This window comes from Paraburkholderia xenovorans, from assembly GCF_046030735.1.
GTDB lineage: Bacteria > Pseudomonadota > Gammaproteobacteria > Burkholderiales > Burkholderiaceae > Paraburkholderia > Paraburkholderia xenovorans_A.
The window spans coordinates 74,556-100,201 of record NZ_JAQQBV010000016.1; the positions used below are offsets into that span (position 1 = coordinate 74,556).

Below are 25,646 nucleotides of genomic sequence, written 5' to 3' on the forward strand. Positions count from 1 at the left end.
TACGTTGCGCCGCAAGTCGAAAAAGCCTAACGCCTTGGGCCCACGGCAGGCGGCGTGAAATCGAAACCTAGCGTCACGTGAGGCTCATCATGACCGTTCCCAGCCATTTCAGTCCCCATCACTTTTCATCGCTCGCGCCTACACCGCCGGCGCAAAAGCAGACCGTTTCGGCCAACGAGGCGGCCCCGACGGCCGCCCGTGAGGCAAACGCGGAGCCGTCGCCGTCGCCGTCGCTGCCCGCCGGGCTCGTCGGCCATCACGTCAACACGACGGCCTGAATGACCGGGCCCCGTGTGTCGACCTCCAGAAAACCTGACCGCTTCATCCGTGTCGCTGCGTGGTTGACGCTCGGCGCGGCGCTGCTGCCGCTCGGTGGCTGCGCCGTCGCCGCATTGCCGTGCCGGCTGACGTCGGCCACGTTGAAGATCATTCCGGTCGTCGGCCATGCCGCGGCCACTCCATTCGATGTGTGTTCATCCGCGATCGACTGAATCATGACTCCCAAACGGATTGCCCGCGGGATTGCCTGCGCGCTCGCTTTGCTCGGCAGCGTATTGCTATCGACCGCGCACGCGCAGCCGGTCACACGCGAAGCGGCTTCGGCCAGCGCCGCGACGAAGAGCGCCGCGGCCGACGCGCGCAAGCGCTCGCAGGACAAGCCGTTCGCGTTTCGCGGCATCGTGCTCGGCACCACGCTCGACGAATTCCGCTCGGCTTCGAGCGTGCGCGCGACGCCGCTCGGCAGTGTGCCGGTGTGCGAAACGGACGTGCAGGCCGGCGCGCTCGGCATGCGGCTCAAATCGCGCGAGAGCCTGACGGTCGCATGCCGCTGGGCGCATCGCGGCGACGACGGCTGGGAGGTGTCGCAGGCGGTTGTCGACGGTGCGCCCGCGCAGGAGCATGTGTTGCGCTTTGCGCGGGTCGACGGCCAGAGCGCGCTGCGTCTGTACGAGATTTCTTTCGTGATCGACGAAGTCACCGCGGAAGATTTGCGCGACGCGCTCGCCGACCGTTACGGCACGCCGCGCATGGTCACGCAACACACGTCGACGTCGAACGTGATGCCGGTCTACGTGTGGGAAAACGCGGTCAGTTCGATCACGCTGTGTTTCTTGCCCGGCACTCACAACGGCACGCTCACCTACCTGCTGAAGGGCTCGGACACGTGGGTGAAGTCGGTCGTGCGGCAATGGGAAGCGAGCGGTGCCGAGGCCGGTTGACGAGCGTTTCTGCACACCGCTTTTGCAAACCCTTGGTGAGGCAACACCAGGAGGTCCGTTTTTTTATCCGGCCATTGTGGTCAAGGAGCACACATGACTGCGCTACGTCTTTCTGTCGCGCTGGGCGCGGCAGCCTGTCTCGCGGCTTGCGCGGGCAGCCAGCAAAGTTCGATCGTCAACACGCCGATGGCGCCGCCGCTCGAATCGGCGCCGCTGAACGTCAACACGCAAGGCGCGATCTATCAGGCAGGCATGCCGCTGCTGCTGTACGAAACGCCGCACGCGCAACATATCGGCGACGTGTTGACGATCCAGTTGTCGGAGTCGTACAGCGGCAACAATACGGCGAACGCCGCCGCGAGCCGTTCCAGCAGCATCACCGCGACTGCCGCCGATCAGTCGACCAACGCGGCGGCCCGGCTCGCGCGCCTGTTCAACATCGGCTCGGCGAGTACCGACTACAAAGGCAACGGCAGCCTCACCGATGTCAGCGGGATGAGTGGCACGCTTGCCGTCACCGTGATCGGCACGAATTCGAACGGCAACCTGGTGGTGTCGGGCGAGAAGGTGATTTCGATGAGCGGCAACCGCGATCGGCTGCGCCTGTCCGGCATCGTCAATCCGAAGGATATCGAAGCCGGCAACATCGTCGAGTCGAGCAAGGTGGCCAACGCGCGCATCGAGCAGGCCGGCGCGGGCATGGTGTCGGACGCCACGACGATGGGCTGGCTGCAGCGCATGTTCCTGAGCGTGCTGACGTTCTGACGTTGGCGTTCCGACGCCGGAGCCGGGCCGGGATTCGCAACGTTCGGTGCGAACGACGTTTCGAACGTTACGACAGCAGCGGCGTGCTGCGCTCTGCCGCGCCGATTTCACCGTCCGGCACGAACACGTAGCCACGGCCCCATACGGTCTGCACATAGCGCGGCTCGGACGGATCGACTTCGATCAGCCGGCGTAAGCGCCAGATCGACACGTCCAGACTCCGGTTGCGATGCGCTTCGCTATTGCCGTGCAATTTTTCCAGTAGCTGCGCGCGCGTGAGCACGGTCATCGAATGCGTGACGAAGACCTTCAGTATCGCGAATTCGCTCGAGCGCAGCGCGATGCGCTCGCCGTCGCGGCGCAGTTCGCGCGCCGGAAAATTCACTTCGAAGCGGCCGAATCGATACGGCGCGCGCTGCTCCGGCGCGCTCGGCGCAATGCCGCCGCGTCGGCGCAACACCGTGCGGATGCGCGCAACCAGTTCGCTGGGTTCGAACGGCTTGCCGAGATAATCGTCCGCGCCGAGTTCGAGCCCGATCACGCGGTCGATCGGATCAGCGCGCGCGGTCAGCAGAATCACGGGAATATCGTCGCCGGCGACGCGCAACGCGCGCAGCGCGCTGATGCCGTCGAGCTCCGGCATCATGATGTCGAGCACGATCAGCGCAGGGCGTTCGTCCTGCAACTTGCGCTGCAACGCCATACCGTGCTCGAGCGTCGACACCTTGAAACCACGCCCCTGCAGATATTCGCTGACGAGTTCGCGCACGACGGGGTCGTCGTCGACGACCAGAATGGATGAGTTCATCAGGTCATCTTAGACACCCACGCGAGCGGGGCAAAGCGCGTGACGCTTTCCAATCCTTTCGCGCGTAAGAGAAAGCAAGGATGTGCGGGCGCTAGTTCGCCTGCGAGGTCTGGATGGGTGGCGGCGGTGGCTGGCCGAGGCGGGTCTGATCGACCACCATCCGGTCGACCAGGCCGCCGAGTTTGACCGATGCGTTGGAGAAGCGGTCGGTGTTCAGGCCGCCTGTCTGGTAACGCGCGGTGACGAGAATGCGGCCGCGCTGGATCAGCGTCAGATCGATGATCGACAGATACTGGACCGACTCGTCGCTGAACGCGCGGCGACCATAGTCGACCGCGGCGTTATACACGAGGCGTGCTTCGCAGCCCGCGGGCGAAGTGCCGGGATTGTAGACGTCCGAACGAATGCCGCGCCGGTCGAGCGCGCTTTGCAGCGCGGGCACGAAATCGCCGAGCGTCACGGCCTGATTGACTTCGATGCACACGTGTTGCAGGTCGGCCGGCCGGCCGTTGACGAACGTGGGCGACGAGTAACCCGACGCGATCGCGTAGCCCGCCTGAATGACGGAGCCGGTCGCGTCGGCCGCCGTGATCAACGTCCACGCGCAGCCGTTCAGGCCGAGCGTCATCACGGCGCACGCGCCGACCCACGCGCACGGGCGCCGCAGCATGGTCCACGCGGCGAGCGAGGCTCGCGTCAACGCATAAGCGCGCGAACTCGGCGTGAAGGTCATGATGCGGTGCCTGGTGGCGAGGAAGGAGTCCGGCTCGGAACGGTCGTGAGGCGCACGCTCAGCGCGTGACGCGCAGGCGCAATTCGTTTTGCCCTTGCACGCTCGCCGTGACGTTCACGCGTCGATCGGCCGTCGTCACGATGAAGTGCTGACGCGTCGGCGTGTTGATGTCGTGTATGACGTTCGGAAAGCAGGCTGCGATGTCGGCGCCGATTTCTTCGAGCGGATCGTTGATCACGCCGTCGGCTTGCCAATGCGCGCGCCAGTGGCAGTCGTAGGCATGCGCGCTGGCGCGGCAGTCGTCGGCGGCGGACACGCCCGGCAGTTGCGTCGCGGATTGCGCGCGCAGTTCCTTGAAGTCGGAGGCGGAGACGATCTGCTTGAGCGCGGGGCAAACGTCCGCAGGTTCGCTGGACGGGGAAACCTGTGCGGCGTAGACGGTGCCCGAGAGCAGCAACGCTGCGCCGAGAGCGAGCGCGACGCGCTGGGCCAAAGGATGTGAGCGGCGATCGAATGACATGGGCGAGAGTCCAGTAGCAGTGAGTGACGTGGCGGCCCAGAGAGGGGATGGACCGCCCGACTATCGTCGCTGGTACCGCGCATTTTCAAAGCGGGGAACAGCTTGGCCGCTTCGCAAATGCTTTCTAACTCTTCGCGTGTCTTTCCGGATGTTGCGGTGAGTGGGCCGATGAAGCGTGTCGCGGCGGGTCGTTCGAGCGAGCTGGCCGGGCTAACCGGGCTAGCCGAGGGTCAAGCCGCCGTCGACATGAATCGCTTGGCCGGTGATGTGGCGTGCTTCGTCGCCGAGCAGGAACGCGATCAGCGCCGCGATGTGCGCGGGTTCGGCGACGTGGCCGAGCGGTGTCGCCTCGGCTGCGCGCTGCCACACCGATGCATTATCGGCACTCGGGCCGCGATCTTTACGGGTGTAGCCAGGCGCGACGCAATTGACCGTGACGCCGTGCGTCGTCGGCGCCGCGCGCGTGCAACAGCAACGCGGTGCGCGGCGCCGCGATGCGCCGGGCCAGCGCCGCGCCGATCCCCGAACCCACGCCGGTGATCAGCACGACGCGTTCGCGCCCGGCCGTGCTCATGCCGCGACCGCTTCGCCCGAGCGCTCGACGTCGAGCGTCTCGCCGTGGAACGCGGCAAGCGCTTCGCGATGCGCGACGCTGACGATCGCCGCCTTCGGCAGACGCTCGGTGAACAGGCGATAGAGACGGGCTTCGTTTTCCGCGTCGAGCGCGCTGGTGGCTTCGTCGAGGAACAGATAGTCGGGCTTGTGCAGCAGCACGCGGGCGCCGGCGAGGCGTTGTTGTTCGCCCGGCGACAGGATGCGCGTCCAGTGTCCCGATTCCTGCAGACGTTCCGCGTATTCCGACAGATGGCACGTGACGAGCGCTTCGCGGCATTCTTCGTCGCTGTAGCTGTCAGGCGCGGACGGATAGGTGAGCGCGGCTTTCAGCGTGCCGATCGGCATATAGCTGACCTGCGGAATGAACATCATGCGGGCGTTGACCGGCGCGTCGATCGAGCCGTCGCCGAACGGCCAGAGACCCGCGAGCGCGCGCATCAACGTGCTCTTGCCGGAGCCCGACGGACCGCGCACCAGCCAGCGCGAACCCGGCTGGATCGCGATATCGCGGATGCGCGACAGCGGATTGCCGTTCGGCAGCGCGAGCTTGAGGCCTTCGGTGGTGAGCTTGTCGGCGTCGACGAAATGCAGGTTGATGCCGCCGTGCGCGGTGGCCGGCGACACCGATTCCTTCAGACGCGGCGCCCGCACGATGCGCTTGAATTCGCGCAACCGGTTCACGGTGGCGCGCCATTCGACCAGCGTGCCGTAACTATTGATGAACCACGAAAACGAATCGCTGACCGTGCCGAACGCCTGCGAGATCTGCATCAGCACGCCGAACGTGAACGCACCGGCGAAGTAACGCGGCGCCGCGACCACCAGCGGAAAGATGATCGCGATCTGACCATAGAAGCTCAACACGAAGGTGAGCCGCTTGGTGTACTTCATCACTTGCCACCAGTTGTCGCGGATGCGGCCGAACAGCGAATGCGCGTTCGTCTTCTCGGTTTCCATCCCGTCGTAGAACGCGATCTGCTCGGCGTTCTCACGCAGACGGATCAGACCGAAGCGGAAATCCGCTTCCACTTTCTGCGCCTGGTAGTTGATCGGCACGAGCGGATGGCCGACCTTCTGGATGATCAGCGAGCCGATCACCGCGTACAGCGCCGCGGCCCACACCATGTAGCCGGGAATCTGCAACGGCGTGCCGCCGAGCGTGATGGTCAGCGCGCCGGCGAGCGCCCACAGGATCGTGATGAACGACACCAGCGTGACGACCGTGGACAGCAGATCGAGTGTCAGCGACAGCGTGGTGGTGGCGAACGACTGCAGGTCGTCGCTGATCCGCTGGTCGGGGTTGTCGGTGAGACGGTCGCGTTCGATCCGGTAGAACGCGCTGTCGCGCAGCCACTCGTTCAGATAGCGGGTGGTCAGCCATTGGCGCCAGCGGAAGCCGAGCATCTGCCGCAGATAACGTCCGTACACCGCGAGAATGATGTAGCCGAATGCGAGGCCGGAGAACACCATCAACAGATGCGGGAAGTCGTGGATGTTCTTGGTCTGCAGCGCGTTGTAGAAATCGGCGCTCCAGCGGTTCAGGCGCACGTTGATCCACACGACGAGCAGATTCATCACGATGATCGCGATGAGCAGCCCCCACGCGATCTTGCGCTCTTCGGAGACCCAGTACGGTTTGATCAGACTCCACGCGGAGACTTTGTCGTCCGGCGGCAGCCCGGAGCTGGAAGCGGTGGTATTCGGTGTCATGAGCATCCTGATGTAGTGCTGGCCGTCCAGGTCGACGCATGTCGTGTCGGCCTGCAACGGATTACTGGTGCGACGAGGCGCCGTGCTCGACGCACGCCCGCCCCGGCAGGCGTCCGATTCTGGCGCGAAGCGCTTAAGCGAAAATTAATTCGCGCCGGAAGGTTTGATCGCGAGGCGGCTTGGGTGCGGACCACGACGCTCGCCGCCTGCGACCCCCCTGCGCCAACTGCGCCGCCCGCCTGCGGCAGCGGGTGCTTGCATTGTGCCAGAGCGGCGCCGGTGGCCGTATTAGCTGCCGCGAGCGGCCACCGGATCGACCGCACGCGAGGTCGCCGCCGGCTGGTTTGCGGGCGTCGCGGCTTTTATGGTCTAATGACCTTCGACGAAACAGGGGTGCTTTGCACGCTGGCAGCGTGGATGTCCATGCGGCGGCAGTGAGGCTGAGAGAGACCCTTCGCACCCGATCCGGGTAATACCGGCGCGGGAAGTTTCCGGAAGCAGCCAGTCTTCCATGCCCCGCCGGGCGGCGTCCTTCATGGGCGCGCGTGTTGCCCGGCCGGCCTCACCCGCCGGTTTCGTTCTGGGTACGTGCGTTTTTTCGGCCGTACGGAAAGGACTCGATGACCGCCTATTCTTCAGACATGTGTTGTGCTCAGCGTCAGGTTTTGCCTGGCGTGGTTTCGCTTGCTCGCGGTTTTGTTCATGGTGCTGCGCTTCGATCCATTGACCGTTCCTGCGCGATGAGCCGTTCGCGCGGCCTGGAGCGCGCGCGATGAACCGTCCCGCGCAAGCCGATTTCGCGGTGCTCGGCGGCGGCCTGTGCGGCCGCCTGGTCGCGTGGCGTCTGGCCGGCGACGGACATCGCGTGGCGCTTTACGAACGCGGCGACGCTGCCGGTACGCAAGCCGCCGCGTGGGTTGCCGCGGCGATGCTCGCGCCGCTTGCCGAAGCCGCCAGCGCTGAACTACTGATCACGCGCCTCGGAGCGACTTCGCTCGACTCGTGGCCGCGCATCCTCGCCGAATTGCCCGAACCGGTTTTCTTCCAGCGCAACGGCACGCTGGTCGTGTGGCATCACGCAGACCGCACCGAAGCGCCGCTATTCGAACGCCGGGTGCGCTCGAACGCGCCCGCCGATCTGCTCGACGGCGGCTTCGTGACGTTGGCCGGCGCGCAAGTCGGCGCTACCGAGCCCGCGCTCGCCGGCCGTTTCAACCAGGGTTGGCTATTGCCGCGCGAAGGTCAGCTCGACAACCGCCAGGTGCTGGCCGCGCTGGCCGCGGGCCTCGCCGAACGCGGCGTCGATACGCACTGGAATACGGCCGTCGACGATCGTGCTCTGCCGCGCGCCCGTGTCGTCATCGATTGTCGCGGGCTCGGCGCAAAACCCGTGTTGCCCGCGTTGCGCGGGATTCGCGGCGAAGTCGCGCGCGTGCATGCGCCGGGGATCGGCCTGACACGGCCCGTGCGTCTGCTGCATCCGCGCTATCCGCTCTATATCGCGCCGAAGCAGGACGATCTGTATGTGATCGGCGCGACTGAAGTCGAAGGCGAGGACATGTCGCCGGTCAGCGTGCGTTCGGCGCTCGAGCTGCTGAGCGCCGCGTTTTCCGTGCATCCCGGCTTTGGCGAAGCGCGCATCCTCGAACTGAATTCGCAGTGCCGCCCGACTTTGCCGGACCACCGTCCGGCGCTGCTGTGGGATGGCGCGCAAACGCTGCGCGTGAACGGCCTGTACCGGCACGGCTACATGATCGTGCCCGAAGTCGCCGACGAAGCCGTGCGCTTTGCCGCGGCGCTGCTCGAAGGCCGCATCGGCGACGCCGATGCATTCGCCGACTGGCAACGCGCGGCGCGCTGGAGCGAGCTGTTTCAACTGGATTCCACGCGGGAGCCGGCATGAGCGTTGCGCGTTTTTCCTCGCGAGCGCGCCACCCCGCTGTCGCCATCGATTGAACCGTATTTGCACACCATGGACATTCATATCAATCAGAAGCCGTTGTCGTTGCCCGAAGGTGCGACCGTCGCCGATGCGCTCACCGCGTTCGGCGCGCGTCCGCCGTTCGCGGTCGCGCTGAACGGCGATTTCGTCGCGCGTACGCAGCATGCGGCGCGTGCGCTGCAGCCGGGCGACAAGCTCGACGTCGTGCAACCCGTAGCCGGCGGCTGAACGCAAACCGCACAGACCGGCGCGCAACGCCAGGCCTTGCCGGAGACAAAAGGATGATGCCAATGACTTCCCCCCAACCCGCCGACGCGCTCACGCTGTACGGTCAGACCTTCGCGAGCCGCGTGCTGCTCGGCACGTCGCGCTATCCGTCGCTGCAATCGCTGTCGGATTCGATCGACGCCGCGCGGCCCGGCATGGTGACCGTCGCGCTGCGCCGGCAGATGAACGAAGGCGGCGCCGAAGCCGGTTTCTTCGATCTGCTCAAACGCCACGGCGTGCCGCTGCTGCCGAATACGGCCGGCTGCCTGAGCGTCGGCGAGGCGGTGACCACTGCGCACATGGCGCGCGAAATTTTCGACACTGAGTGGATCAAGCTCGAACTGATCGGCGACGACTACACGTTGCAGCCCGATCCGGTCGGCCTGATCGAGGCAGCGGCGCAACTGGTCAAGGACGGCTTCAAGGTGCTGCCGTATTGCACCGAGGATCTGGTGATCGGCCGCCGTCTGCTCGACGCCGGCTGCGAGGCGCTGATGCCGTGGGGCGCACCGATCGGCACCGGCAAGGGCGTGATCAATCCTTATGGTCTGCGCGTGCTGCGCGAACGGCTGCCGGATGTACCGCTGATCGTCGATGCCGGACTCGGCGTGCCGTCGCACGCGGCGCAGGTCATGGAGTGGGGTTTCGACGGCGTGCTGCTGAACACCGCGGTATCGCAGGCGACCCATCCCGACGCGATGGCGCGCGCCTTTGCGCTGGGTGTGGAAGCGGGCCGCGAGGCTTATCTGGCGGGGCCGATGGCCGAGCGCGAAAGCGCGCACGCGAGCACGCCGGTGGTCGGCATGCCGTTCTGGCATCAAGACGGGAGCGCCTCATGACACAGACTTTGCCCTTGAACGATCGCGACCTGTTCTGGCCGCCCGCCGACGAACTCGCCGAAGCCGCCGAGCGCATCCGCGCGCGTCTCGGCGACTGGCCGCCGACTCACGCGCCGTGGCGCATCTGCCTGAGCGCGCCGGACGAACCGAACGGCGGCGATCTGATCGTCGTGACCGACGCGCAGCAGCACGGCGAGCAACTCGCGCGCTGGCTGGTGCAGGGCGCGGGCGTGATCGTCGCCGCAGAAAACCAGGCCACGCTGCATCTCGGCGGCGAAAAGTACCGTCTGGAAGGCCATCTGGCCGAAGACTGGGTGCCCGCGCTGGCCGCCTTCCTCGCGTGCGGTTTCGATCCGCACGACGCGCTGTTGCTGGCGCTTGCCTGGCGCGACGGCGACGAAGCAAAGAGCGACGACGCCTTTCCGCACGATCTCGCGCATTTCCCGCGCGTCGCCGGTTTGCCGGACGCGCCGGCGCAGGCTTTCCCGCGTTGCCCCGAGCGTCTTGGCCTGTATCCGGTACTGCCGGACGCGGAATGGGTCGAGCGGGTAGTGGGTTTCGGCGTAAAGACGGTGCAACTGCGCCGCAAATCGGCCGAACCCGCCGACGAACTGAAGCGCGAAGTTGCCCGTTGCGTGGCCGCGGGCCGCGCGCACGACGCGCAGGTATTCATCAACGATCACTGGCAAGCCGCACTGGAAGCGGGCGCTTACGGCGTCCACCTCGGGCAGGAGGACGTGCACACGGCGGACCTTCACGCGCTCGCCGCCGGCGGCGTCCGGCTCGGTCTGTCGACGCACGGCTTCTACGAGATTCTGACCGCGCTGCATTTTCGTCCGAGCTACATTGCGTTGGGCGCGGTGTTTCCGACCACCACCAAGGTGATGCCGACCGCGCCGCAGGGTCTGCGGCGTCTGGCGCGCTATGTGCGCCTGCTCGACGGCGTCGTGCCGCTGGTCGCGATCGGCGGGATCGATCTGCAAGTGCTGCCGGACGTGCTCGCGACGGGCGTCGGCTGCGCGGCCGTGGTGCGCGCGGTGACCGAGGCCGCCGATCCGGCGGCTGCGGTTTCTGCGCTGCAACAAGCGTTTACGCAATAATCGTCGGCGGAGTAAAGCGACAGGGCACCTCACGGCAACTTTTGCACGATGGCCCTATAATCCGGCCTTCTGTGTAAAAGGACTGTCAGTTTCGTGTCTTCCTCCCCCGAGACCTTACTCGAGCTGCGCGACGTCGACTTCGGTTACGGCGACCGGCTCGTCCTGTCGAACCTGAATCTGCGCTTCAAGCGCGGCCAGGTCGTCGCGGTCATGGGCGGCTCGGGTTGCGGCAAGACCACGGTGCTTCGTCTGATCGGCGGTCTGGTGCGCGCGCAGCGCGGCCAGATCCTGTTCCACGGCGAGGACATCGGCGAACAGACGCGCGACGGCTTGTACGCGTTGCGCCGCAAGATGGGCATGCTGTTCCAGTTCGGCGCGCTGTTCACGGACATGTCGGTATTCGAGAACGTCGCGTTCGCGCTGCGCGAGCACACTGATCTCCCCGAAGACCTGCTCCGCGACCTCGTGTTGATGAAACTCAACGCGGTGGGCTTGCGCGGTGCGCGCGATCTGCTGCCGTCGGAGATTTCCGGCGGGATGGCGCGGCGCGTGGCGCTCGCCCGCGCCATTGCGCTCGATCCCGAACTGATGATGTACGACGAGCCGTTCGCCGGCCTCGATCCGATCTCGCTCGGCATCACCGCGAACCTGATTCGCGCGTTGAACCAGGCGCTCGGCGCCACGTCGATCCTCGTCACGCACGACGTGCCGGAATCGTTCGCGATTGCCGATTACGTATATTTCCTCGCCAACGGCGGCGTGCATGCCGAGGGCACGCCCGCCGAGTTGCGGGCTTCCACGGATCCCACGGTGCGCCAGTTCATCGACGGCGCGCCGGACGGTCCGTTCAAATTCCACTATCCCAGCAAGACGCCGCTCGCGGCGGACTTCGGCATCGGCGGGGGGCAGTCATGATCAGTGCGATCGGTCGCTCGGTGATCGGCGGGCTGGGCACGGCCGGCTATGCCACGCGTTTTTTCCTGCGCCTCCTGCTCGAATTCTTCCCGTTGTTGCGTCGTCCGCGTCTTGTCACGAAGCAGATCCACTTCGTAGGTAATTATTCGCTTGTGATCATTGCGGTGTCGGGGCTGTTCGTCGGCTTCGTGCTCGGCTTGCAAGGTTATTACACGCTGAACCGCTACGGCTCCGAGCAGGCGCTCGGGTTGCTGGTGGCGCTATCGCTCGTGCGCGAGCTCGGGCCGGTGGTCACGGCGCTGCTGTTCGCCGGCCGCGCCGGCACGTCGCTGACCGCCGAGATCGGCCTGATGAAAGCGGGCGAGCAACTCACCGCGATGGAAATGATGGCGGTGGACCCCGTCAAAGTGGTGGTCGCGCCACGCTTGTGGGCCGGCATCATCTCGATGCCGATCCTCGCCGCGATTTTCAGCGCGGTCGGCGTGTTCGGCGGGTATGTGGTGGGCGTGCTGCTGATCGGTGTCGATTCGGGCGCGTTCTGGTCGCAGATGCAAGGCGGCGTCGATGTGTGGCGCGATGTGGGTGCCGGGGTCGTCAAGAGCGTGGTGTTCGGCCTCGCGGTGACCTTCGTCGCGCTGTTTCAGGGCTATGAAGCCAAGCCGACGCCGGAAGGCGTGTCGCGCGCCACGACCAAGACGGTCGTGTATGCGTCGCTGGCGGTGCTCGGCCTCGATTTTCTGCTGACCGCACTGATGTTCAGCTAAAGACTGCGTCGCACGTTTTCGCAGAAGGGGCGCGCGTTGAATCGCGCGCGGCGGGAACCGGACGGCGTGGCGGATTCACTTTGGGATGACGATGAAAAAGACTGCTCTCGACTTCTGGGTCGGCCTGTTCGTGGTGCTGGGTTTCGTGGCGTTGCTGTTTCTGGCGCTGAAGGCCGGCAACATGAGCTCGTTGTCGTTTCAGGCAACGTACCCGGTCAAGCTCAAGTTCGACAATATCGGCGGCCTGAAAGCGCGTGCGCCGGTGAAGAGCGCGGGCGTGACGGTCGGCCGGGTCGCTTCGATCGGCTTCGACAGCAATGCGTATCAGGCGCTCGTCACGATCGATATCGACAAGCAATACCCGTTTCCGAAAGACACTTCGGCGAAGATCCTGACTTCGGGTCTGCTGGGTGAGCAATACATCGGGCTCGAACCCGGCGGCGACAGCGAGATGCTCAAGGCAGGCGACACGATCTCGATGACGCAATCGGCGATCGTGCTGGAAAACCTGATTGGTCAGTTCCTGTACAGCAAAGCTGCGGATTCCGGCGCGTCCAAACCAGCGGCAGGTTCGGCAACACCCGCGGCAGTCCCTGCACCTGCGGCACCGACCTTGCCCGCCTCCGGCGCGGCCGGTCAATAAGGAGAATAAGAATGCAGTCCTCAAGCATCGGGGGCGCGCGCGCCTTCCAGATCGCGAAGCTTGCCGTCGCGGCGGCTGCGCTCGCCGGTTGCACGACCGTACAGACACCGACCAAGGGCGATCCGCTGGAAGGCCTGAACCGCACCATCTTCACCGTCAACGACAAGATCGACCAGTACGCGCTGAAGCCGGTCGCAAAGGGCTACGTGTGGGCGACCCCGCAGCCGGTACGCGACAGCGTGACCAACTTCTTCTCGAATATCGGCGACGTCTACATCGCGGCGAACAATCTGCTGCAGTTGAAGATCACCGACGGTGTCGAAGACATCATGCGGATCGTGATCAACACGGTGTTCGGCGTAGGCGGTCTGTTCGACGTGGCGACGCTCGCGAAGCTGCCGAAGCACGACAACGACCTCGGTCTGACGCTCGGCCACTATGGCGTGCCGGCGGGTCCGTACCTCGTGCTGCCGCTGTTCGGGCCGAGCACCGTGCGCGACGCGGTCGGCTCGGTCGGCAATTATTATGTGAACCCGCTTAGCTACGTTCATCCGGACGGGCTGAGCTGGGCGCTGTACGGTCTGAACGTGGTCAACACGCGCGCGAATCTGTTGAACGCGAGCGATGTGCTGGAAGGCGCCGCACTCGACAAGTACTCGTTCGTGCGTAACGCGTATCTGCAACGCCGCCAGTATCTGCTGTCGGACGGCAAGCAGTCGCAGTCGCTGCCGAACTACGGCGACGAAGCGCCGTTGCCGAAGTACGACGACGTCGACGACGGCGCGGCTGCGCCGGCAGGCGCTGTAACCGGCACAGCCGGGGCCGCCGGTGCAGCAGGCACGCAGGGTGCTGCTGCCGCGAAGGCAGCGCCGGCCTCGGGCGCGACGGCAGCAACGCCGCCAGCGGCCTCGGGCAGCGCGGCAACGCCTGAAGCCGCGTCGGACTCCGCCGCCACGCCGCCGCTGGATCTGAACGGCGGTCCGGAAACCACGCAGATTCCGGCCGGCCAACTGGTTCCGCCGTCGCGGTTCAACTTTCCGTCATTCAAGTTGCGTTGATCGTGCAGCCGTAACAGATCGATACGACTCTCGCAGTTTGCGCATGGATTGCGGCTGAACTCGCGTGCTAATGTCGGCTCAAACGGTTGCACTATTTTTTAAGGCAAGGCTCGATATGAAAAAATTCCTCCTCATTCCGTTGTTCGCGGCGTTCTTTTCGTTCATGAGCGCGGGCGCATCGGCGCAATCGGTGGACAGCAGCGCGCCGGACACGCTGATCAAAACCGTCACGCAGCAAGTGGTGGACGCGGTACGCGCGGACAAGTCGATCCAGCAAGGCGACATCTCGCACATCACCAAGCTGGTCAACGAAAAAATCCTGCCGTACACCGATTTCCGCCGCACCACGCAACTGGCGATGGGCCGCAACTGGCGCACCGCTTCGCCCGAACAGCAGAACGCGGTGGTCGAGCAGTTCAAGATGCTGCTGATCCGCACCTATTCGGGCGCGCTCGCGCAGGTGCGCGACCAGCAGATCCAGTACAAGCCGTTCCGCATGAATCCGGACGACACCGACACGGTGGTGCGCTCGGTCGTGATGAACAACGGCTCGCCGATCGAACTCGATTACCGCCTGTACAAGACGCCGCAAGGCTGGCGCGTGTATGACATCAACGTGCTCGGTGCGTGGCTGATCCAGGCGTATCAACAGCAGTTCAACGAGCAGATCCAGCAAAAGGGCGTGGACGGTCTGATCCAGTTCCTCACGCAGCGCAACCAGCAACTCGCCGCGGGCAAGCAGTCGTGAGCGAAGTGCTGAGCCCGGTCGCCAGCCGCTTCGAGAGCGGCGCGACACTGACCCACGAGAGCGCGAAAGCCGCGCTCGCGGCGGGTTTGCAACGTATCGCGGCGGGCGCGAACAGTGTCGACTGCGCGCCGCTCACGCAATTCGACTCGTCCGCGCTGGCTGTTCTGCTCGCCTGGGAGCGTGCCGCCCAGGCACGCGGCGTCCAGTTCGAGATCGTCAATCTGCCGGCTGGTCTCGCCAGCCTCGCGCACGCCTACGGCGTCGATACGCTGATTTCGACGCGACATTGACGCTCCTCTAGCGTCACTCCCAATCCCCCTCCCGGGTCGGGGCTGCTGATTTTTGCCCTATAATCAAACGTTTTTTGGGGCACACAACCGGCCCCAATTCCGTTGTTCCCGCACTTTGCAGCCCTCCGGGCTCCTTTAGGCGCCGCCCCCCACGCGGCCCATAGTCATGTCAGCCATAGAAATTCGTAACGTCAAGAAGCGCTACAAGGACTTGCAGGCGCTCAAGGGCGTCAGCCTCACGGTGGAAGAAGGCGAGTTCTTCGGACTGCTCGGTCCGAACGGCGCGGGCAAGACGACGCTCATCAGCATCCTCGCAGGACTCGCGCGCGCCGATGAAGGCAGCATCGCGGTGCGTGGGCACGATGTCGTCGGCGATTTCCGCGACGCGCGCCGCGCGCTCGGCGTGGTTCCGCAGGAGCTCGTGTTCGATCCGTTTTTCACGGTGCGCGAGACGTTGCGCATCCAGTCCGGCTACTACGGTCTGCGCAACAACGACGCGTGGATCGAGGAGATCATGGCCAATCTCGACCTCACCGACAAAGCCGACGTCAACATGCGCGCGCTGTCGGGCGGCATGAAGCGTCGCGTGCTGGTCGCGCAGGCGCTGGTGCATCGGCCGCCGGTGATCGTGCTCGACGAGCCGACCGCAGGCGTCGACGTCGAATTGCGTCAAACGTTGTGGAAGTTCATCTCGCGTCTGAATCGCGAAGGTCACACGATCGTGCTGACCACGCACTATCTGGAAGAAGCCGAGTCGCTGTGCGACCGCATTGCGATGTTGCGCCGTGGCGAAGTGGTCGCGCTCGAACGCACCAGCACGCTGCTGCAACGGTTTGCCGGCATGCAGTTGTTTCTGCGTTTCGCACAGGGCACGCTTCCCGCCGAATTGCGGCCGCTCGAAGCCGAGGCCGGCGCGAGTAACGGCAATGGCCGTCAGCATCTGTTGCGTCTCGCGAGCTACGACGACGTCGAGCGGATTCTCGCGCAGTGCCGCGCGGCGGGTTGCACATTCGAAGAAATCGAGGTCCGCAAAGCCGATCTCGAAGATGTATTCGTTCAGGTGATGAACGGTCCGGAAGTGATCGAGGGGCTGGCATGAGCGGTTTTCAAACGCTGTTTTACAAGGAAATCCTGCGGTTCTGGAAAGTCGCGTTCCAGACCGTGCTGGCGCCGGTCATCACCGCGCTGCTGTATCTGACGATTTTCGGCCACGCGTTGCGCGGTCACGTGCAGGTTTATCCGGGCGTCGAGTACACGAGCTTCCTGATTCCGGGTCTCGTGATGATGAGCGTGTTGCAGAACGCGTTTGCGAATAGCTCGTCGTCGCTGATCCAGTCGAAGATCACCGGCAACCTCGTGTTCGTGTTGTTGCCGCCGCTGTCGCACTACGAGATGTTCAGCGCTTATGTGCTCGCGGCCGTGGCGCGCGGGCTCGCCGTCGGCTTCGGCGTGTTCATCGTGACCATCTGGTTCGTGCCGGTCAGTTTCAGCGCGCCGCTCTATATCGTCGCGTTCGCGATTTTCGGGGCGGCGATTCTCGGCACGCTCGGCTTGATCGCCGGCATCTGGGCCGAGAAGTTCGACCAGCTCGCCGCGTTCCAGAACTTTCTGATCATGCCGCTCACGTTCCTGTCGGGCGTGTTCTACTCCACGCACACGCTGCCGCCGGTGTGGCGCGAAGTGTCGCGGCTCAATCCCTTTTTCTACATGATCGACGGCTTTCGCTACGGTTTCTTCGGGATGTCGGATATCAATCCGCTCGCGAGCCTCGCGATCGTTGCCGGTTTCTTTGTGGTGCTGGCCGTGGTGGCGATGCGCATGCTCGCCTCCGGCTACAAACTGCGCCACTGATCAGGAGCTTCTCTCATGTTGCCGACTCCCGAACAGGTCAAGCAATACATCGCTGCCGGACTCGCCTGCGAACATCTCGAAGTCGAAGGCGACGGTCAGCATTTCTTCGCGACCATCGTTTCGCCGAGCTTCGAAGGCAAGCGTCCGATTCAACGCCATCAACTCGTGTACGCGGCGCTCGGCGACCGCATGCGCGAGGAAATCCACGCGCTCAGCATGAAGACGCTGACGCCCGCCGAATGGCAGAACGCGTAATCTGGAATTTCAGTGCGAATTACTCAAGAAGGGCGCGACGCCGGTAGCGGCGCGTCGAACACAGTCAAAGCAGTCCCGGCCGCGGTCCGGGGCGATCAGGAACTGACAGGCATGGATAAACTCGTCATTGAAGGTGGTTACCCGCTTTCAGGTGAAGTCGTTGTGTCAGGTGCGAAGAACGCGGCGTTGCCGATCCTGTGCGCGGCGCTGTTGAGCGCGGAGCCGGTCCATCTGGATAACGTGCCGGACCTGCAGGACGTGCGCACTATGCTCAAGCTGCTCGGCCAGATGGGCGTAGGCATCGACAGCGGCGCAGGCCGCGAGGGACGCATCACGCTGGACGGATCGAAGATCGACAACCCGGTCGCGCCGTACGAATTGGTCAAGACCATGCGTGCGTCGATCCTCGTGCTCGGCCCGCTGCTCGCGCGCTTCGGTCATGCTCGCGTGTCGCTGCCGGGCGGCTGCGCGATCGGCGCGCGTCCGGTGGACCAGCACATCAAGGGCCTGCAGTTGATGGGCGCCGAGATCACGATCGAGCACGGCTTCATCGAAGCGCGCGCGAAGCGCCTGAAGGGCGCGCGCATCGTGACGGACATGATCACCGTCACCGGCACGGAAAACCTGCTGATGGCCGCGGTGCTGGCTGAAGGCGAGACCGTCATCGAGAACGCGGCGCGTGAGCCTGAAGTCGGCGATCTCGCGCATCTGCTGGTCGAGATGGGCGCGAAGATCGAAGGCATCGGCACCGACCGTCTGGTGATCCAGGGCGTCGACACGCTGCATGGCGCGAAGCACACGGTGATTCCGGATCGTATCGAAGCCGGCACGTTCCTGTGCGCGGTTGCGGCCGCGGGCGGCGACGTCACGTTGCGCCGCGTGCGTCCGCTGATTCTCGAAGCCGTGACCGAAAAGCTGCGCGAAGCCGGCGTCTCGATCGAAGAAGGCGACGACTGGATGCGCGTGCGCATGGACAAGCGTCCGAGCGCGGTCACGTTCCGCACCTCCGAATACCCGGCGTTCCCGACCGACATGCAGGCGCAGTTCATGGCGCTGAACGCACTCGCGGACGGCACCTCGCAAGTGGTCGAAACAATCTTCGAGAACCGCTTCATGCACGTGCAGGAATTGAACCGCCTTGGCGCGAACATCACGATCGACGGCAACACCGCGCTCGTGACCGGCGTCGAGAAACTGTCGGGCGCGAAAGTGATGGCGACCGATCTGCGCGCGTCGGCGAGTCTCGTGATCGCCGCGCTGCGTGCCGAAGGTGAAACGCTGATCGACCGCATCTATCACCTGGATCGCGGCTACGACCGGATGGAAACCAAGCTCAACGCCATCGGCGCGAAAGTGCGCCGCATCTCCGGGAGCGACGCATGAGCGCGAACCCGCAAACGTCGTCGTCGCCGGCTGTGCGCGCGCCGCTCACGCTGGCTTTGTCGAAAGGGCGTATCTTCGAAGAGACGCTGCCGCTGCTCGCGGCCGCCGGCATCGAAGTGACCGAAGACCCGGAAACCTCGCGCAAGCTGATCCTGCCGACCAATGATCCGAACGTGCGCGTGATCATCGTGCGCGCGACCGACGTGCCGACCTACGTCGAATACGGCGCCGCCGATTTCGGCGTGGCCGGCAAGGACGTGTTGCTCGAACACGGCGGCAGCGGGCTGTATCAGCCGGTGGATCTGGAGATCGCGCGGTGCCGGATGTCGGTCGCGGTGGCCGCGGGTTTCGATTATGCGAACGCGGTGCGCCAGGGCGCCCGCTTGCGCGTCGCAACCAAGTACGTTGAAACCGCACGTGAGCATTTTGCCGCCAAGGGCGTGCACGTCGACCTGATCAAGCTGTACGGTTCGATGGAGCTGGCGCCGCTGGTCGGTCTCGCCGACGCGATCGTCGACCTGGTGAGCTCGGGCAATACCTTGCGCGCCAACAATCTCGTCGAGGTGGAAGAGATCATGCAGATCTCGTCGCGCCTCGTAGTGAACCAGGCGGCGCTGAAGCTCAAGCGCGCCGCGCTGCGGCCGATTCTCGACGCGTTCGAACGCGCGTCGAAAGCCGGCGCGGCGGCCTGACACGTTGAGTGTGACCACGCTCGTTTGACCGCGCTTTTGCCATGCGTCTAGCGCGCTTTACCGAAAACGGATACCCGTATGTCTATCAAGATTCGCAAACTCGATTCCAGCGCTCCCGACTTCCACAAGTCGTTGCACGCGGTGCTCGCGTTCGAGGCGAGCGAGGACGAAGCAATCGAGCGCTCGGTCGCGCAGATTCTGAATGACGTGAAGACGCGCGGCGATGCCGCGGTACTGGAGTACACGAACCGCTTCGATCGCGTCGACGCGAAGAGCGTTGCGGCGCTCGAATTGCCGATGGCGGAGCTCGAAGCGGCGCTCGAAAGCCTCGAACCGAAGCGCCGCGCGGCGCTCGAAGCGGCGGCGGCGCGCGTGCGCGGCTATCACGAGAAGCAGAAGATCGAATGCGGCAGTCATAGCTGGCAGTACACCGAAGCCGACGGCACGGTGCTCGGCCAGAAGGTCACGCCGCTCGATCGCGCGGGCATCTACGTGCCGGGCGGCAAGGCTGCGTATCCGTCGTCGGTGCTGATGAATGCGATTCCAGCGCGGGTGGCCGGCGTGCGCGAAATCGTCATGGTCGTGCCGACGCCGGACGGCGTGAAGAACCCGCTGGTGCTGGCGGCGGCGTTGCTGGGCGGCGTAGATCGCGTGTTGACGATCGGCGGCGCGCAGGCGGTCGGCGCGCTCGCGTACGGCACGGAAACGGTGCCGCCGGTCGACAAGATCTGTGGGCCGGGCAACGCGTATGTCGCGTCGGCCAAGCGCCGCGTGTTCGGCACGGTCGGCATCGACATGATCGCGGGGCCGTCGGAAATTCTCGTGCTGTGCGACGGCACCACCGATCCGCGCTGGGTTGCGATGGACCTGTTCTCGCAAGCCGAACACGACGAACTCGCGCAATCGATCCTGCTGTGCCCGGACGACGCCTTCATCGCGCGCGTGCACGACGCGATCAACGAACTGCTGCCCACGTTGCCGCGCCGCGACGTGATTCAGGCGTCGCTCGAGGGGCGCGGCGCGCTGATCAAGGTGCGCGACATGGCGGAAGCCTGCGCGATCGCCAACGACATCGCGCCGGAACACCTCGAAATCTCCGCGCTGGAACCGCATCAATGGGGCCAACTGATCCGCCACGCCGGCGCGATCTTCCTCGGCCGCTACACCAGCGAGAGCCTCGGCGACTACTGCGCGGGCCCGAATCACGTGCTGCCGACGTCGCGTACCGCGCGGTTTTCGTCGCCGCTGGGCGTCTATGATTTCTTCAAGCGTTCGAGCGTGATCGAGGTCAGCGCGGAAGGCGCGCAGACGCTCGGCGAAATCGCCGCCGAACTCGCCTACGGCGAAGGCCTGCAAGCGCACGCGCGCAGCGCCGAATACCGGATGCGGCAGACCGGCTGACGGCGAGCTTCGAGCGCCTGACGTGACGCTCGGTGAACGCGGTGGGTCCGAAGATCGAGCAGGCGGGTATCGAGCCGATGCCCGCGAACGCCGGCGACGGATTCCACCAGGATTCCCCGTTAAATAACGACAATACAGACCAGCCTGCGCGCGGCTCCCGAGCCGTACGCAAGCAGTACCTTGGTGGCGGCCCAGCCCGCTGATTTATGACGACACCTCAAGACATCATCCGCCGCGACGTGCTCGCGATGACGAGCTATCCGGTTCCGGACGCTTCGGGCTATATCAAGCTCGACGCGATGGAAAATCCGTTTCCGCTGCCGCCGGAGCTTGCCGCGCATCTGGGCGAACATCTCGCGGGCGTCGCGCTGAACCGTTATCCGGCGCCGCGCCCGGAAGCGTTGATCGAAAAGATCAAGCGCGTGATGGGCGTGCCGGCCGGCTGCGACGTGCTGCTCGGCAACGGCTCGGATGAAATCATCAGCATGGTGTCGATGGCGTGCGCGAAGCCGGGCGCGAAGGTGCTTGCGCCGGTGCCGGGCTTCGTGATGTACCAGTTGTCGGCGAAACTGGCGAATCTGGAGTTCGTCGGCGTGCCGTTGAAGGCCGATTTCACGCTCGACACCGAAGCGATGCTTGCCGCGATCGCCGAACACGAGCCGGCGATCGTCTACCTCGCGTATCCGAACAATCCCACCGGCACGCTGTACGACAATGCCGACATGGAGCGCATCATCGCCGCGGCGAACAGAAGCCTGGTGGTGATCGACGAGGCCTACCAGCCGTTCGCGCAGCAAAGCTGGTTGCCGCGCGCCGACGCGTTCGACAACGTCGTCGTGATGCGCACGGTCTCCAAGCTCGGACTCGCCGGCATCCGTCTCGGCTATCTGGCCGGCAAGCCCGCGTGGTTGACCGAATTCGACAAGGTGCGGCCGCCGTACAACGTGAACGTGCTGACCCAGGCGGCCGCGGATTTCCTGCTGGATCACGTTGACGTGCTCGACGCGCAGGCCGCCCAGTTGCGCGTGGAGCGCACGAAACTGGCCCATGCAGTGGCTGCTTTGCCGGGCGTCGAAGTGTTCCCGAGCGCCGGCAACTTTCTGCTGGTGCGGGTGCCGGATGCCGCCGTGACGTTCGAAACGCTGCTCACCGCAGGGGTTTTGATCAAAAACGTGAGTAAAATGCATCCACTGCTGGCCAATTGCGTGCGTTTGACCGTCGGTTCGCCCGAAGAAAACGACCAGTTGCTCGCCGGACTTAAACTCGTGCTGCACTGAACGACGTACCGAATGAACGGCCACGCGCCGTTTCTCCACCCCACATTACTATCGCTTTCTAGCTAGATTCGAGGAATTACCATGCGCCTTGCGGAAGTCGTTCGCAACACCAGCGAAACGCAGATCCGTGTGAAGATCGATCTGGACGGCACCGGTCAGCAGAAGCTGGCCACCGGCGTGCCGTTTCTGGACCACATGCTCGACCAGATTGCCCGGCATGGCTTGATCGACCTCGACATCGAAGCTCATGGCGACCTCGAAATCGACGACCATCATACGGTCGAAGACGTCGGCATCACGCTCGGCCAGGCCGTGGCGAAGGCCATTGGCGACAGAAAGGGCATCCGCCGCTACGGTCATGCGTATGTGCCGCTCGACGAGGCGCTGTCGCGCGTCGTGATCGACTTTTCCGGCCGTCCGGGTCTCGAATTCCATGTGCCGTTCACGCGCGCGCGCATCGGCACGTTCGACGTCGATCTGTCCATCGAATTTTTCCGCGGCTTCGTGAACCATGCCGGCGTCACGCTGCATATCGACAACCTGCGCGGCCTGAACGCCCATCATCAGATGGAAACGGTGTTCAAGGCGTTCGGGCGGGCGATCCGCATGGCCGTCGAACTGGACGAACGCGCGGCGGGGCAGATCCCGTCGACCAAGGGCAGCCTTTGAGCGTTCGCGCGCCGGCCCGGTGACGAGTGCGCCGGGCAGCCCGCCGTTCGACTCAATTTCGCCCGCTCACCAGATTCAGGACCACGGCCGGCTGCGCTCGCGCGCCGGTATGCAATGGACATTCTGAAGTCGTTTATTTCGCTGCTGGCGCTGATCAATCCGGTCGGCGCGATCCCGTTCTTCATGAGCCTGACGGCCCATCAGGGCGACCAGGAGCGGCGTAGAACCATTCGGATCGCGGCGATTTCGGTGTTTTGCGTAATCGCGGTGACCACGCTGCTCGGACAGCAGATCATCAGCTTCTTCGGCATTTCGGTCGGCTCGCTCGAAGTGGGCGGCGGCATCATCATGCTGCTGATGGCGATCAACATGCTGAATGCGCAGATCGGCAACAGCCGCTCGACGCCGGAAGAGCGCCACGAAGCCGAGCAGAAGGACAACATCGCGGTCGTACCGCTGGCGATTCCGCTGCTGACCGGCCCCGGCGCGATCAGCACGACGATCATTTACGCGGCCGGCTCACGGCATTGGTACGACCGCTTGAGCCTCGTCGCGATCGGTGCGGTGCTGGCGGCGATCTGCTTTTTTTCACTGCGTCTGGCCGAACCGATTGCCCGTTGGGTGGGTCGCACGGGTATCAACATCGGCACGCGGCTCATGGGTTTGATGTTATCGGCGCTGGCGGTGGAGTTCATCGTCGATGGATTGAAGGCATTGTTGCCTAACTTGAAATGAAAACTTCGATAGCGATTGTGGATTACGGAATGGGCAACCTGCGTTCGGTCGCCCAGGCATTGCGCAAGGCCGCGCCGGAAGCGGACGTGGCGATCGTCGACCGGCCCGAGGCGATCCGCTCGGCCGACCGCGTCGTATTGCCCGGCCAGGGCGCGATGCCCGACTGCATGCGCAGTCTGGCCGAATCGGGCTTGCAGGAAGCGGTCATCGAAGCCTCGCGCAGCAAGCCGCTCATGGGCGTGTGCGTTGGCGAGCAGATGCTGTTCGACTGGAGCGCCGAGGGCGCGACGCCGGGCCTCGGGCTGTTGCCGGGCAAGGTGCTGCGCTTCGACCTCGAAGGCCAGGTGCAGGACGACGGCTCGCGCTTCAAGGTCCCGCAGATGGGCTGGAACCGCGTGCGTCAGGCGCAACCGCATCCGCTGTGGGACGGTGTCGCCGACAACGCGTTCTTCTATTTCGTGCATAGCTATTACGTCGTGCCGGACAATGCCGCCCATACCTCGGGCGAAACGGTGTACGGTGTGCCCTTTACCTCGGCGGTGGCGCGGGATAACATCTTCGCGACCCAATTTCACCCGGAAAAGAGCGCCGAAGCGGGGCTGCGCGTGTATCGCAACTTCGTCCACTGGAACCCGTGAACGCCTTTTCGTCCCATCGCGCTACGCAAGGGCGCCGAAAGAGTTGTACTAAACTAGCGAAACGGCGTGACGGCGGGCTGGCTCTCCAGCCGCTGCCGCCGACCCTCAACCCTCTCCCAGACAACACCCGATTGCTATGCTGCTGATTCCCGCCATCGACCTGAAAGACGGTCAGTGTGTACGCCTCAAACAGGGCGATATGGACCAGGCGACGATATTCTCCGAGGAACCGGCGGCGATGGCCCGGCATTGGGTCGACCGCGGTGCCCGTCGCCTGCATCTTGTCGACCTGAATGGCGCGTTCGCCGGCAAGCCGAAGAACGAAGACGCGATCCGCGCGATCATCGAGGAAGTCGGCGGCGAGATTCCCGTCCAGCTGGGCGGCGGCATCCGCGATCTGAACACGATCGAACGCTATCTGGACGACGGCCTGTCGTACGTAATCATCGGCACTGCGGCGGTCAAGAATCCGGGCTTCCTGCAAGACGCCTGCACGGCGTTCGGCGGCCACATCATCGTCGGGCTGGATGCGAAAGACGGCAAGGTCGCAACCGACGGCTGGAGCAAGCTGACCGGTCACGAAGTGGCCGATCTCGCGCGCAAGTTCGAAGACTACGGCTGCGAATCGATCATCTATACCGACATCGGCCGCGACGGGATGCTGCAAGGCATCAACATCGAAGCGACGGTGCGCCTCGCGCGCGCAGTGAAGATTCCGGTGATCGCGAGCGGCGGCCTGTCGAATCTCGCGGACATCGAATCGTTGTGCGAAGTCGAGGACGAAGGGATCGAAGGCGTGATCTGCGGCCGCGCGATCTATTCGGGCGATCTGGACTTCGCGGCGGCACAAACCCTCGCGGACCGTCTGCGCGAATCCGACGACGCCTGAGGTTCGGCGTCCGGGCTCGACGTCTGAAATCCGGCGCACCCGGAGCGTCGTCTCCGCCGGCGCGGCAAACCGCCCCGGCACAATGCCGCTCGTGAAGGGTTGGACGAGCGGCTTCATCAGCGGTATTGGCAGAATTGCAAGCTCATGGCTCTAGCTAAACGCATCATCCCCTGTCTCGACGTCACGGCTGGACGCGTGGTCAAGGGCGTCAACTTCGTCGAACTGCGCGATGCGGGCGACCCGGTCGAAATCGCCCGCCGCTACGACGATCAGGGCGCCGACGAACTCACCTTCCTCGACATCACCGCCACGTCCGACCAGCGCGACCTGATCCTGCCGATCATCGAGGCGGTCGCGTCGCAGGTGTTCATTCCGCTCACAGTCGGCGGCGGCGTGCGCGCGGTCGAAGACGTGCGGCGCCTCCTCAATGCGGGCGCGGACAAGATCAGCATGAACTCGTCGGCGGTTGCGAATCCGCAGCTCGTGCGCGACGCGACGGACAAATACGGCTCGCAATGCATCGTCGTCGCGATCGACGCGAAGCGCGTCTCCGCGGACGGCGAGCCGCCGCGCTGGGAAGTGTTCACGCATGGCGGGCGCAAGGCCACCGGCCTCGAAGCGGTCGAATGGGCGCGCAAGATGGCCGAACTCGGCGCGGGCGAAATCCTGCTGACCAGCATGGACCGCGACGGCACCAAGAGCGGCTTCGACCTAGCGCTTACCCGCGCGGTGTCCGACGCGGTGCCGATTCCGGTGATCGCATCGGGCGGCGTCGGTTCGCTGCAGCATCTGGCCGACGGCATCAAAGACGGTCACGCCGACGCGGTGCTGGCCGCCAGCATTTTCCACTACGGCGAGCACACGGTGGGCGAGGCCAAGCGTTTCATGGCAGATCAAGGCATTTCGGTGAGGTTGTAAC

Annotated in this window: 31 protein-coding genes, 1 pseudogene and 1 riboswitch; of the genes and pseudogenes, 26 read left to right on the top strand and 6 right to left on the bottom strand. The window is 64.8% G+C overall.

Annotated elements, in window-relative coordinates:
• The first annotated feature begins 89 nt into the window (after positions 1-89).
• The 4 genes from PQQ51_RS17650 to PQQ51_RS17665 all read left to right on the top strand — a co-directional run bounded on the left by PQQ51_RS17650 (position 90) and on the right by PQQ51_RS17665 (position 1,985).
• The gene (locus tag PQQ51_RS17650) at positions 90-278 is read left to right on the top strand and encodes a hypothetical protein (RefSeq protein ID WP_408498067.1); all 189 of its coding nucleotides are present in this window, start codon (positions 90-92) and stop codon (positions 276-278) included.
• A 45-nt stretch (positions 279-323) separates the two neighbouring features.
• Positions 324-491 carry a DUF6726 family protein gene (locus PQQ51_RS17655; protein WP_408498165.1) on the top strand — a complete coding sequence of 56 codons (168 nt, stop codon included), beginning with the start codon at positions 324-326 and terminating at the stop codon, positions 489-491.
• A 3-nt stretch (positions 492-494) separates the two neighbouring features.
• On the top strand, positions 495-1,220 hold the full coding sequence (locus tag PQQ51_RS17660; protein WP_408498068.1) for a hypothetical protein: 726 nt from the start codon (positions 495-497) through the stop codon (positions 1,218-1,220).
• Between the two features lie 93 nt (positions 1,221-1,313).
• A complete protein-coding gene (locus PQQ51_RS17665; protein ID WP_408498069.1) occupies positions 1,314-1,985 on the top strand; it encodes a flagellar basal body L-ring protein FlgH in 672 nt (223 codons plus the stop codon).
• A gap of 67 nt (positions 1,986-2,052) precedes the next feature.
• On the opposite strand, the gene PQQ51_RS17670 is transcribed toward PQQ51_RS17665, so the two are convergent.
• The 6 genes and pseudogenes from PQQ51_RS17670 to PQQ51_RS17695 form a co-directional block, all read right to left on the bottom strand.
• Complete coding sequence (locus PQQ51_RS17670) at positions 2,053-2,793, bottom strand: response regulator (protein ID WP_408498070.1); 741 nt, start codon at positions 2,791-2,793, stop codon at positions 2,053-2,055.
• Positions 2,794-2,884: 91 nt separating this feature from the next.
• Positions 2,885-3,526: a hypothetical protein gene (locus PQQ51_RS17675; RefSeq protein WP_408498071.1), complete on the bottom strand. Its 642-nt coding sequence runs from the start codon at positions 3,524-3,526 to the stop codon at positions 2,885-2,887.
• 58 nt (positions 3,527-3,584) lie between these two features.
• Positions 3,585-4,046 carry a hypothetical protein gene (locus PQQ51_RS17680; protein ID WP_408498072.1) on the bottom strand — a complete coding sequence of 154 codons (462 nt, stop codon included), beginning with the start codon at positions 4,044-4,046 and terminating at the stop codon, positions 3,585-3,587.
• A 219-nt stretch (positions 4,047-4,265) separates the two neighbouring features.
• Positions 4,266-4,487, bottom strand: a pseudogene (locus PQQ51_RS17685) (SDR family oxidoreductase); the annotation flags it as partial.
• Complete coding sequence (locus PQQ51_RS17690; protein WP_408498073.1) at positions 4,447-4,620, bottom strand: hypothetical protein; 174 nt, start codon at positions 4,618-4,620, stop codon at positions 4,447-4,449. The gene PQQ51_RS17690 and the pseudogene PQQ51_RS17685, both read right to left, overlap by 41 nt.
• Complete coding sequence (locus tag PQQ51_RS17695) at positions 4,617-6,371, bottom strand: ABC transporter ATP-binding protein/permease (RefSeq protein WP_408498074.1); 1,755 nt, start codon at positions 6,369-6,371, stop codon at positions 4,617-4,619. Before PQQ51_RS17695 ends, PQQ51_RS17690 begins: the two co-directional genes overlap by 4 nt.
• Positions 6,372-6,750: 379 nt before the next feature.
• Positions 6,751-6,875, top strand: a riboswitch (TPP riboswitch).
• A gap of 268 nt (positions 6,876-7,143) precedes the next feature.
• Between PQQ51_RS17695 and PQQ51_RS17700 the strand changes: the two genes are divergently transcribed.
• From PQQ51_RS17700 to hisF, 22 genes are all read left to right on the top strand, one after another.
• The gene (locus PQQ51_RS17700; RefSeq protein WP_408498075.1) at positions 7,144-8,274 is read left to right on the top strand and encodes an FAD-dependent oxidoreductase; all 1,131 of its coding nucleotides are present in this window, start codon (positions 7,144-7,146) and stop codon (positions 8,272-8,274) included.
• 69 nt (positions 8,275-8,343) lie between these two features.
• Positions 8,344-8,541, top strand: coding sequence for a sulfur carrier protein ThiS (thiS, locus tag PQQ51_RS17705; RefSeq protein WP_408460912.1), 198 nt, complete (start codon positions 8,344-8,346; stop codon positions 8,539-8,541).
• Between the two features lie 62 nt (positions 8,542-8,603).
• On the top strand, positions 8,604-9,419 hold the full coding sequence (locus PQQ51_RS17710; protein ID WP_408498076.1) for a thiazole synthase: 816 nt from the start codon (positions 8,604-8,606) through the stop codon (positions 9,417-9,419).
• The gene (gene thiE, locus PQQ51_RS17715; protein WP_408498077.1) at positions 9,416-10,519 is read left to right on the top strand and encodes a thiamine phosphate synthase; all 1,104 of its coding nucleotides are present in this window, start codon (positions 9,416-9,418) and stop codon (positions 10,517-10,519) included. Before PQQ51_RS17710 ends, thiE begins: the two co-directional genes overlap by 4 nt.
• A 93-nt stretch (positions 10,520-10,612) precedes the next feature.
• A complete protein-coding gene (locus tag PQQ51_RS17720) occupies positions 10,613-11,434 on the top strand; it encodes an ABC transporter ATP-binding protein (RefSeq protein WP_408498078.1) in 822 nt (273 codons plus the stop codon).
• Positions 11,431-12,198: a lipid asymmetry maintenance ABC transporter permease subunit MlaE gene (gene mlaE, locus PQQ51_RS17725; protein ID WP_408498079.1), complete on the top strand. Its 768-nt coding sequence runs from the start codon at positions 11,431-11,433 to the stop codon at positions 12,196-12,198. The genes PQQ51_RS17720 and mlaE overlap by 4 nt, the downstream gene beginning before the upstream one ends.
• A 91-nt stretch (positions 12,199-12,289) precedes the next feature.
• Complete coding sequence (gene mlaD / locus PQQ51_RS17730; RefSeq protein WP_408498080.1) at positions 12,290-12,841, top strand: outer membrane lipid asymmetry maintenance protein MlaD; 552 nt, start codon at positions 12,290-12,292, stop codon at positions 12,839-12,841.
• Positions 12,842-12,852: 11 nt separating this feature from the next.
• Positions 12,853-13,899, top strand: coding sequence for an MlaA family lipoprotein (locus PQQ51_RS17735; protein ID WP_408498081.1), 1,047 nt, complete (start codon positions 12,853-12,855; stop codon positions 13,897-13,899).
• A gap of 115 nt (positions 13,900-14,014) precedes the next feature.
• Entirely contained in the window at positions 14,015-14,647 is a 633-nt protein-coding gene (locus PQQ51_RS17740) for an MlaC/ttg2D family ABC transporter substrate-binding protein (protein ID WP_408498082.1), read from the top strand.
• The gene (locus PQQ51_RS17745; protein ID WP_408498083.1) at positions 14,644-14,937 is read left to right on the top strand and encodes an STAS domain-containing protein; all 294 of its coding nucleotides are present in this window, start codon (positions 14,644-14,646) and stop codon (positions 14,935-14,937) included. The genes PQQ51_RS17740 and PQQ51_RS17745 overlap by 4 nt, the downstream gene beginning before the upstream one ends.
• A gap of 166 nt (positions 14,938-15,103) precedes the next feature.
• On the top strand, positions 15,104-16,036 hold the full coding sequence (locus tag PQQ51_RS17750; protein WP_408498084.1) for an ABC transporter ATP-binding protein: 933 nt from the start codon (positions 15,104-15,106) through the stop codon (positions 16,034-16,036).
• Positions 16,033-16,788 (top strand): ABC transporter permease, encoded by a 756-nt coding sequence (locus tag PQQ51_RS17755; protein WP_408498085.1) that lies wholly within the window; start codon positions 16,033-16,035, stop codon positions 16,786-16,788. Before PQQ51_RS17750 ends, PQQ51_RS17755 begins: the two co-directional genes overlap by 4 nt.
• Before the next feature lie 15 nt (positions 16,789-16,803).
• Positions 16,804-17,043 (top strand): BolA family protein, encoded by a 240-nt coding sequence (locus PQQ51_RS17760; protein ID WP_075303214.1) that lies wholly within the window; start codon positions 16,804-16,806, stop codon positions 17,041-17,043.
• 111 nt (positions 17,044-17,154) lie between these two features.
• Positions 17,155-18,426, top strand: a complete 1,272-nt coding sequence (gene murA / locus PQQ51_RS17765) for a UDP-N-acetylglucosamine 1-carboxyvinyltransferase (protein ID WP_408498086.1) — start codon at positions 17,155-17,157, stop codon at positions 18,424-18,426.
• Positions 18,423-19,118, top strand: coding sequence for an ATP phosphoribosyltransferase (gene hisG, locus PQQ51_RS17770; RefSeq protein WP_408498087.1), 696 nt, complete (start codon positions 18,423-18,425; stop codon positions 19,116-19,118). The genes murA and hisG overlap by 4 nt, the downstream gene beginning before the upstream one ends.
• Before the next feature lie 78 nt (positions 19,119-19,196).
• On the top strand, positions 19,197-20,519 hold the full coding sequence (gene hisD / locus PQQ51_RS17775; protein WP_408498088.1) for a histidinol dehydrogenase: 1,323 nt from the start codon (positions 19,197-19,199) through the stop codon (positions 20,517-20,519).
• Between the two features lie 206 nt (positions 20,520-20,725).
• Positions 20,726-21,796 (top strand): histidinol-phosphate transaminase, encoded by a 1,071-nt coding sequence (hisC, locus tag PQQ51_RS17780; protein WP_408498089.1) that lies wholly within the window; start codon positions 20,726-20,728, stop codon positions 21,794-21,796.
• An 81-nt stretch (positions 21,797-21,877) separates the two neighbouring features.
• Positions 21,878-22,465, top strand: coding sequence for an imidazoleglycerol-phosphate dehydratase HisB (hisB, locus tag PQQ51_RS17785; RefSeq protein WP_408498090.1), 588 nt, complete (start codon positions 21,878-21,880; stop codon positions 22,463-22,465).
• A 114-nt stretch (positions 22,466-22,579) separates the two neighbouring features.
• Positions 22,580-23,200, top strand: a complete 621-nt coding sequence (locus PQQ51_RS17790; RefSeq protein ID WP_408498092.1) for a YchE family NAAT transporter — start codon at positions 22,580-22,582, stop codon at positions 23,198-23,200.
• A complete protein-coding gene (hisH, locus tag PQQ51_RS17795; protein WP_408498093.1) occupies positions 23,197-23,838 on the top strand; it encodes an imidazole glycerol phosphate synthase subunit HisH in 642 nt (213 codons plus the stop codon). Before PQQ51_RS17790 ends, hisH begins: the two co-directional genes overlap by 4 nt.
• A 136-nt stretch (positions 23,839-23,974) precedes the next feature.
• Complete coding sequence (hisA, locus tag PQQ51_RS17800; protein WP_042329166.1) at positions 23,975-24,727, top strand: 1-(5-phosphoribosyl)-5-[(5-phosphoribosylamino)methylideneamino]imidazole-4-carboxamide isomerase; 753 nt, start codon at positions 23,975-23,977, stop codon at positions 24,725-24,727.
• A gap of 144 nt (positions 24,728-24,871) precedes the next feature.
• Positions 24,872-25,645, top strand: coding sequence for an imidazole glycerol phosphate synthase subunit HisF (hisF, locus tag PQQ51_RS17805; protein ID WP_408498094.1), 774 nt, complete (start codon positions 24,872-24,874; stop codon positions 25,643-25,645).
• The last annotated feature ends 1 nt before the right edge of the window (position 25,646 follow it).

Coding starts and splice junctions, on each gene's coding strand:
- PQQ51_RS17670 (WP_408498070.1), bottom strand. CDS start 2,793: ATGAACTCATCCATTCTGGTCGTCGACGACGACCCCGTCGTGCGCGAA.
- PQQ51_RS17695 (WP_408498074.1), bottom strand. CDS start 6,371: ATGACACCGAATACCACCGCTTCCAGCTCCGGGCTGCCGCCGGACGAC.
- thiE (WP_408498077.1), top strand. CDS start 9,416: ATGACACAGACTTTGCCCTTGAACGATCGCGACCTGTTCTGGCCGCCC.
- murA (WP_408498086.1), top strand. CDS start 17,155: ATGGATAAACTCGTCATTGAAGGTGGTTACCCGCTTTCAGGTGAAGTC.
- PQQ51_RS17735 (WP_408498081.1), top strand. CDS start 12,853: ATGCAGTCCTCAAGCATCGGGGGCGCGCGCGCCTTCCAGATCGCGAAG.
- mlaE (WP_408498079.1), top strand. CDS start 11,431: ATGATCAGTGCGATCGGTCGCTCGGTGATCGGCGGGCTGGGCACGGCC.
- PQQ51_RS17665 (WP_408498069.1), top strand. CDS start 1,314: ATGACTGCGCTACGTCTTTCTGTCGCGCTGGGCGCGGCAGCCTGTCTC.
- PQQ51_RS17790 (WP_408498092.1), top strand. CDS start 22,580: ATGGACATTCTGAAGTCGTTTATTTCGCTGCTGGCGCTGATCAATCCG.
- mlaD (WP_408498080.1), top strand. CDS start 12,290: ATGAAAAAGACTGCTCTCGACTTCTGGGTCGGCCTGTTCGTGGTGCTG.
- hisH (WP_408498093.1), top strand. CDS start 23,197: ATGAAAACTTCGATAGCGATTGTGGATTACGGAATGGGCAACCTGCGT.
- hisD (WP_408498088.1), top strand. CDS start 19,197: ATGTCTATCAAGATTCGCAAACTCGATTCCAGCGCTCCCGACTTCCAC.
- PQQ51_RS17760 (WP_075303214.1), top strand. CDS start 16,804: ATGTTGCCGACTCCCGAACAGGTCAAGCAATACATCGCTGCCGGACTC.
- hisC (WP_408498089.1), top strand. CDS start 20,726: ATGACGACACCTCAAGACATCATCCGCCGCGACGTGCTCGCGATGACG.
- hisF (WP_408498094.1), top strand. CDS start 24,872: ATGGCTCTAGCTAAACGCATCATCCCCTGTCTCGACGTCACGGCTGGA.
- PQQ51_RS17750 (WP_408498084.1), top strand. CDS start 15,104: ATGTCAGCCATAGAAATTCGTAACGTCAAGAAGCGCTACAAGGACTTG.
- hisG (WP_408498087.1), top strand. CDS start 18,423: ATGAGCGCGAACCCGCAAACGTCGTCGTCGCCGGCTGTGCGCGCGCCG.
- PQQ51_RS17680 (WP_408498072.1), bottom strand. CDS start 4,046: ATGTCATTCGATCGCCGCTCACATCCTTTGGCCCAGCGCGTCGCGCTC.
- PQQ51_RS17660 (WP_408498068.1), top strand. CDS start 495: ATGACTCCCAAACGGATTGCCCGCGGGATTGCCTGCGCGCTCGCTTTG.
- PQQ51_RS17740 (WP_408498082.1), top strand. CDS start 14,015: ATGAAAAAATTCCTCCTCATTCCGTTGTTCGCGGCGTTCTTTTCGTTC.
- hisB (WP_408498090.1), top strand. CDS start 21,878: ATGCGCCTTGCGGAAGTCGTTCGCAACACCAGCGAAACGCAGATCCGT.
- PQQ51_RS17675 (WP_408498071.1), bottom strand. CDS start 3,526: ATGACCTTCACGCCGAGTTCGCGCGCTTATGCGTTGACGCGAGCCTCG.
- hisA (WP_042329166.1), top strand. CDS start 23,975: ATGCTGCTGATTCCCGCCATCGACCTGAAAGACGGTCAGTGTGTACGC.
- PQQ51_RS17710 (WP_408498076.1), top strand. CDS start 8,604: ATGACTTCCCCCCAACCCGCCGACGCGCTCACGCTGTACGGTCAGACC.
- thiS (WP_408460912.1), top strand. CDS start 8,344: ATGGACATTCATATCAATCAGAAGCCGTTGTCGTTGCCCGAAGGTGCG.
- PQQ51_RS17700 (WP_408498075.1), top strand. CDS start 7,144: ATGAACCGTCCCGCGCAAGCCGATTTCGCGGTGCTCGGCGGCGGCCTG.
- PQQ51_RS17650 (WP_408498067.1), top strand. CDS start 90: ATGACCGTTCCCAGCCATTTCAGTCCCCATCACTTTTCATCGCTCGCG.
- PQQ51_RS17755 (WP_408498085.1), top strand. CDS start 16,033: ATGAGCGGTTTTCAAACGCTGTTTTACAAGGAAATCCTGCGGTTCTGG.
- PQQ51_RS17690 (WP_408498073.1), bottom strand. CDS start 4,620: ATGAGCACGGCCGGGCGCGAACGCGTCGTGCTGATCACCGGCGTGGGT.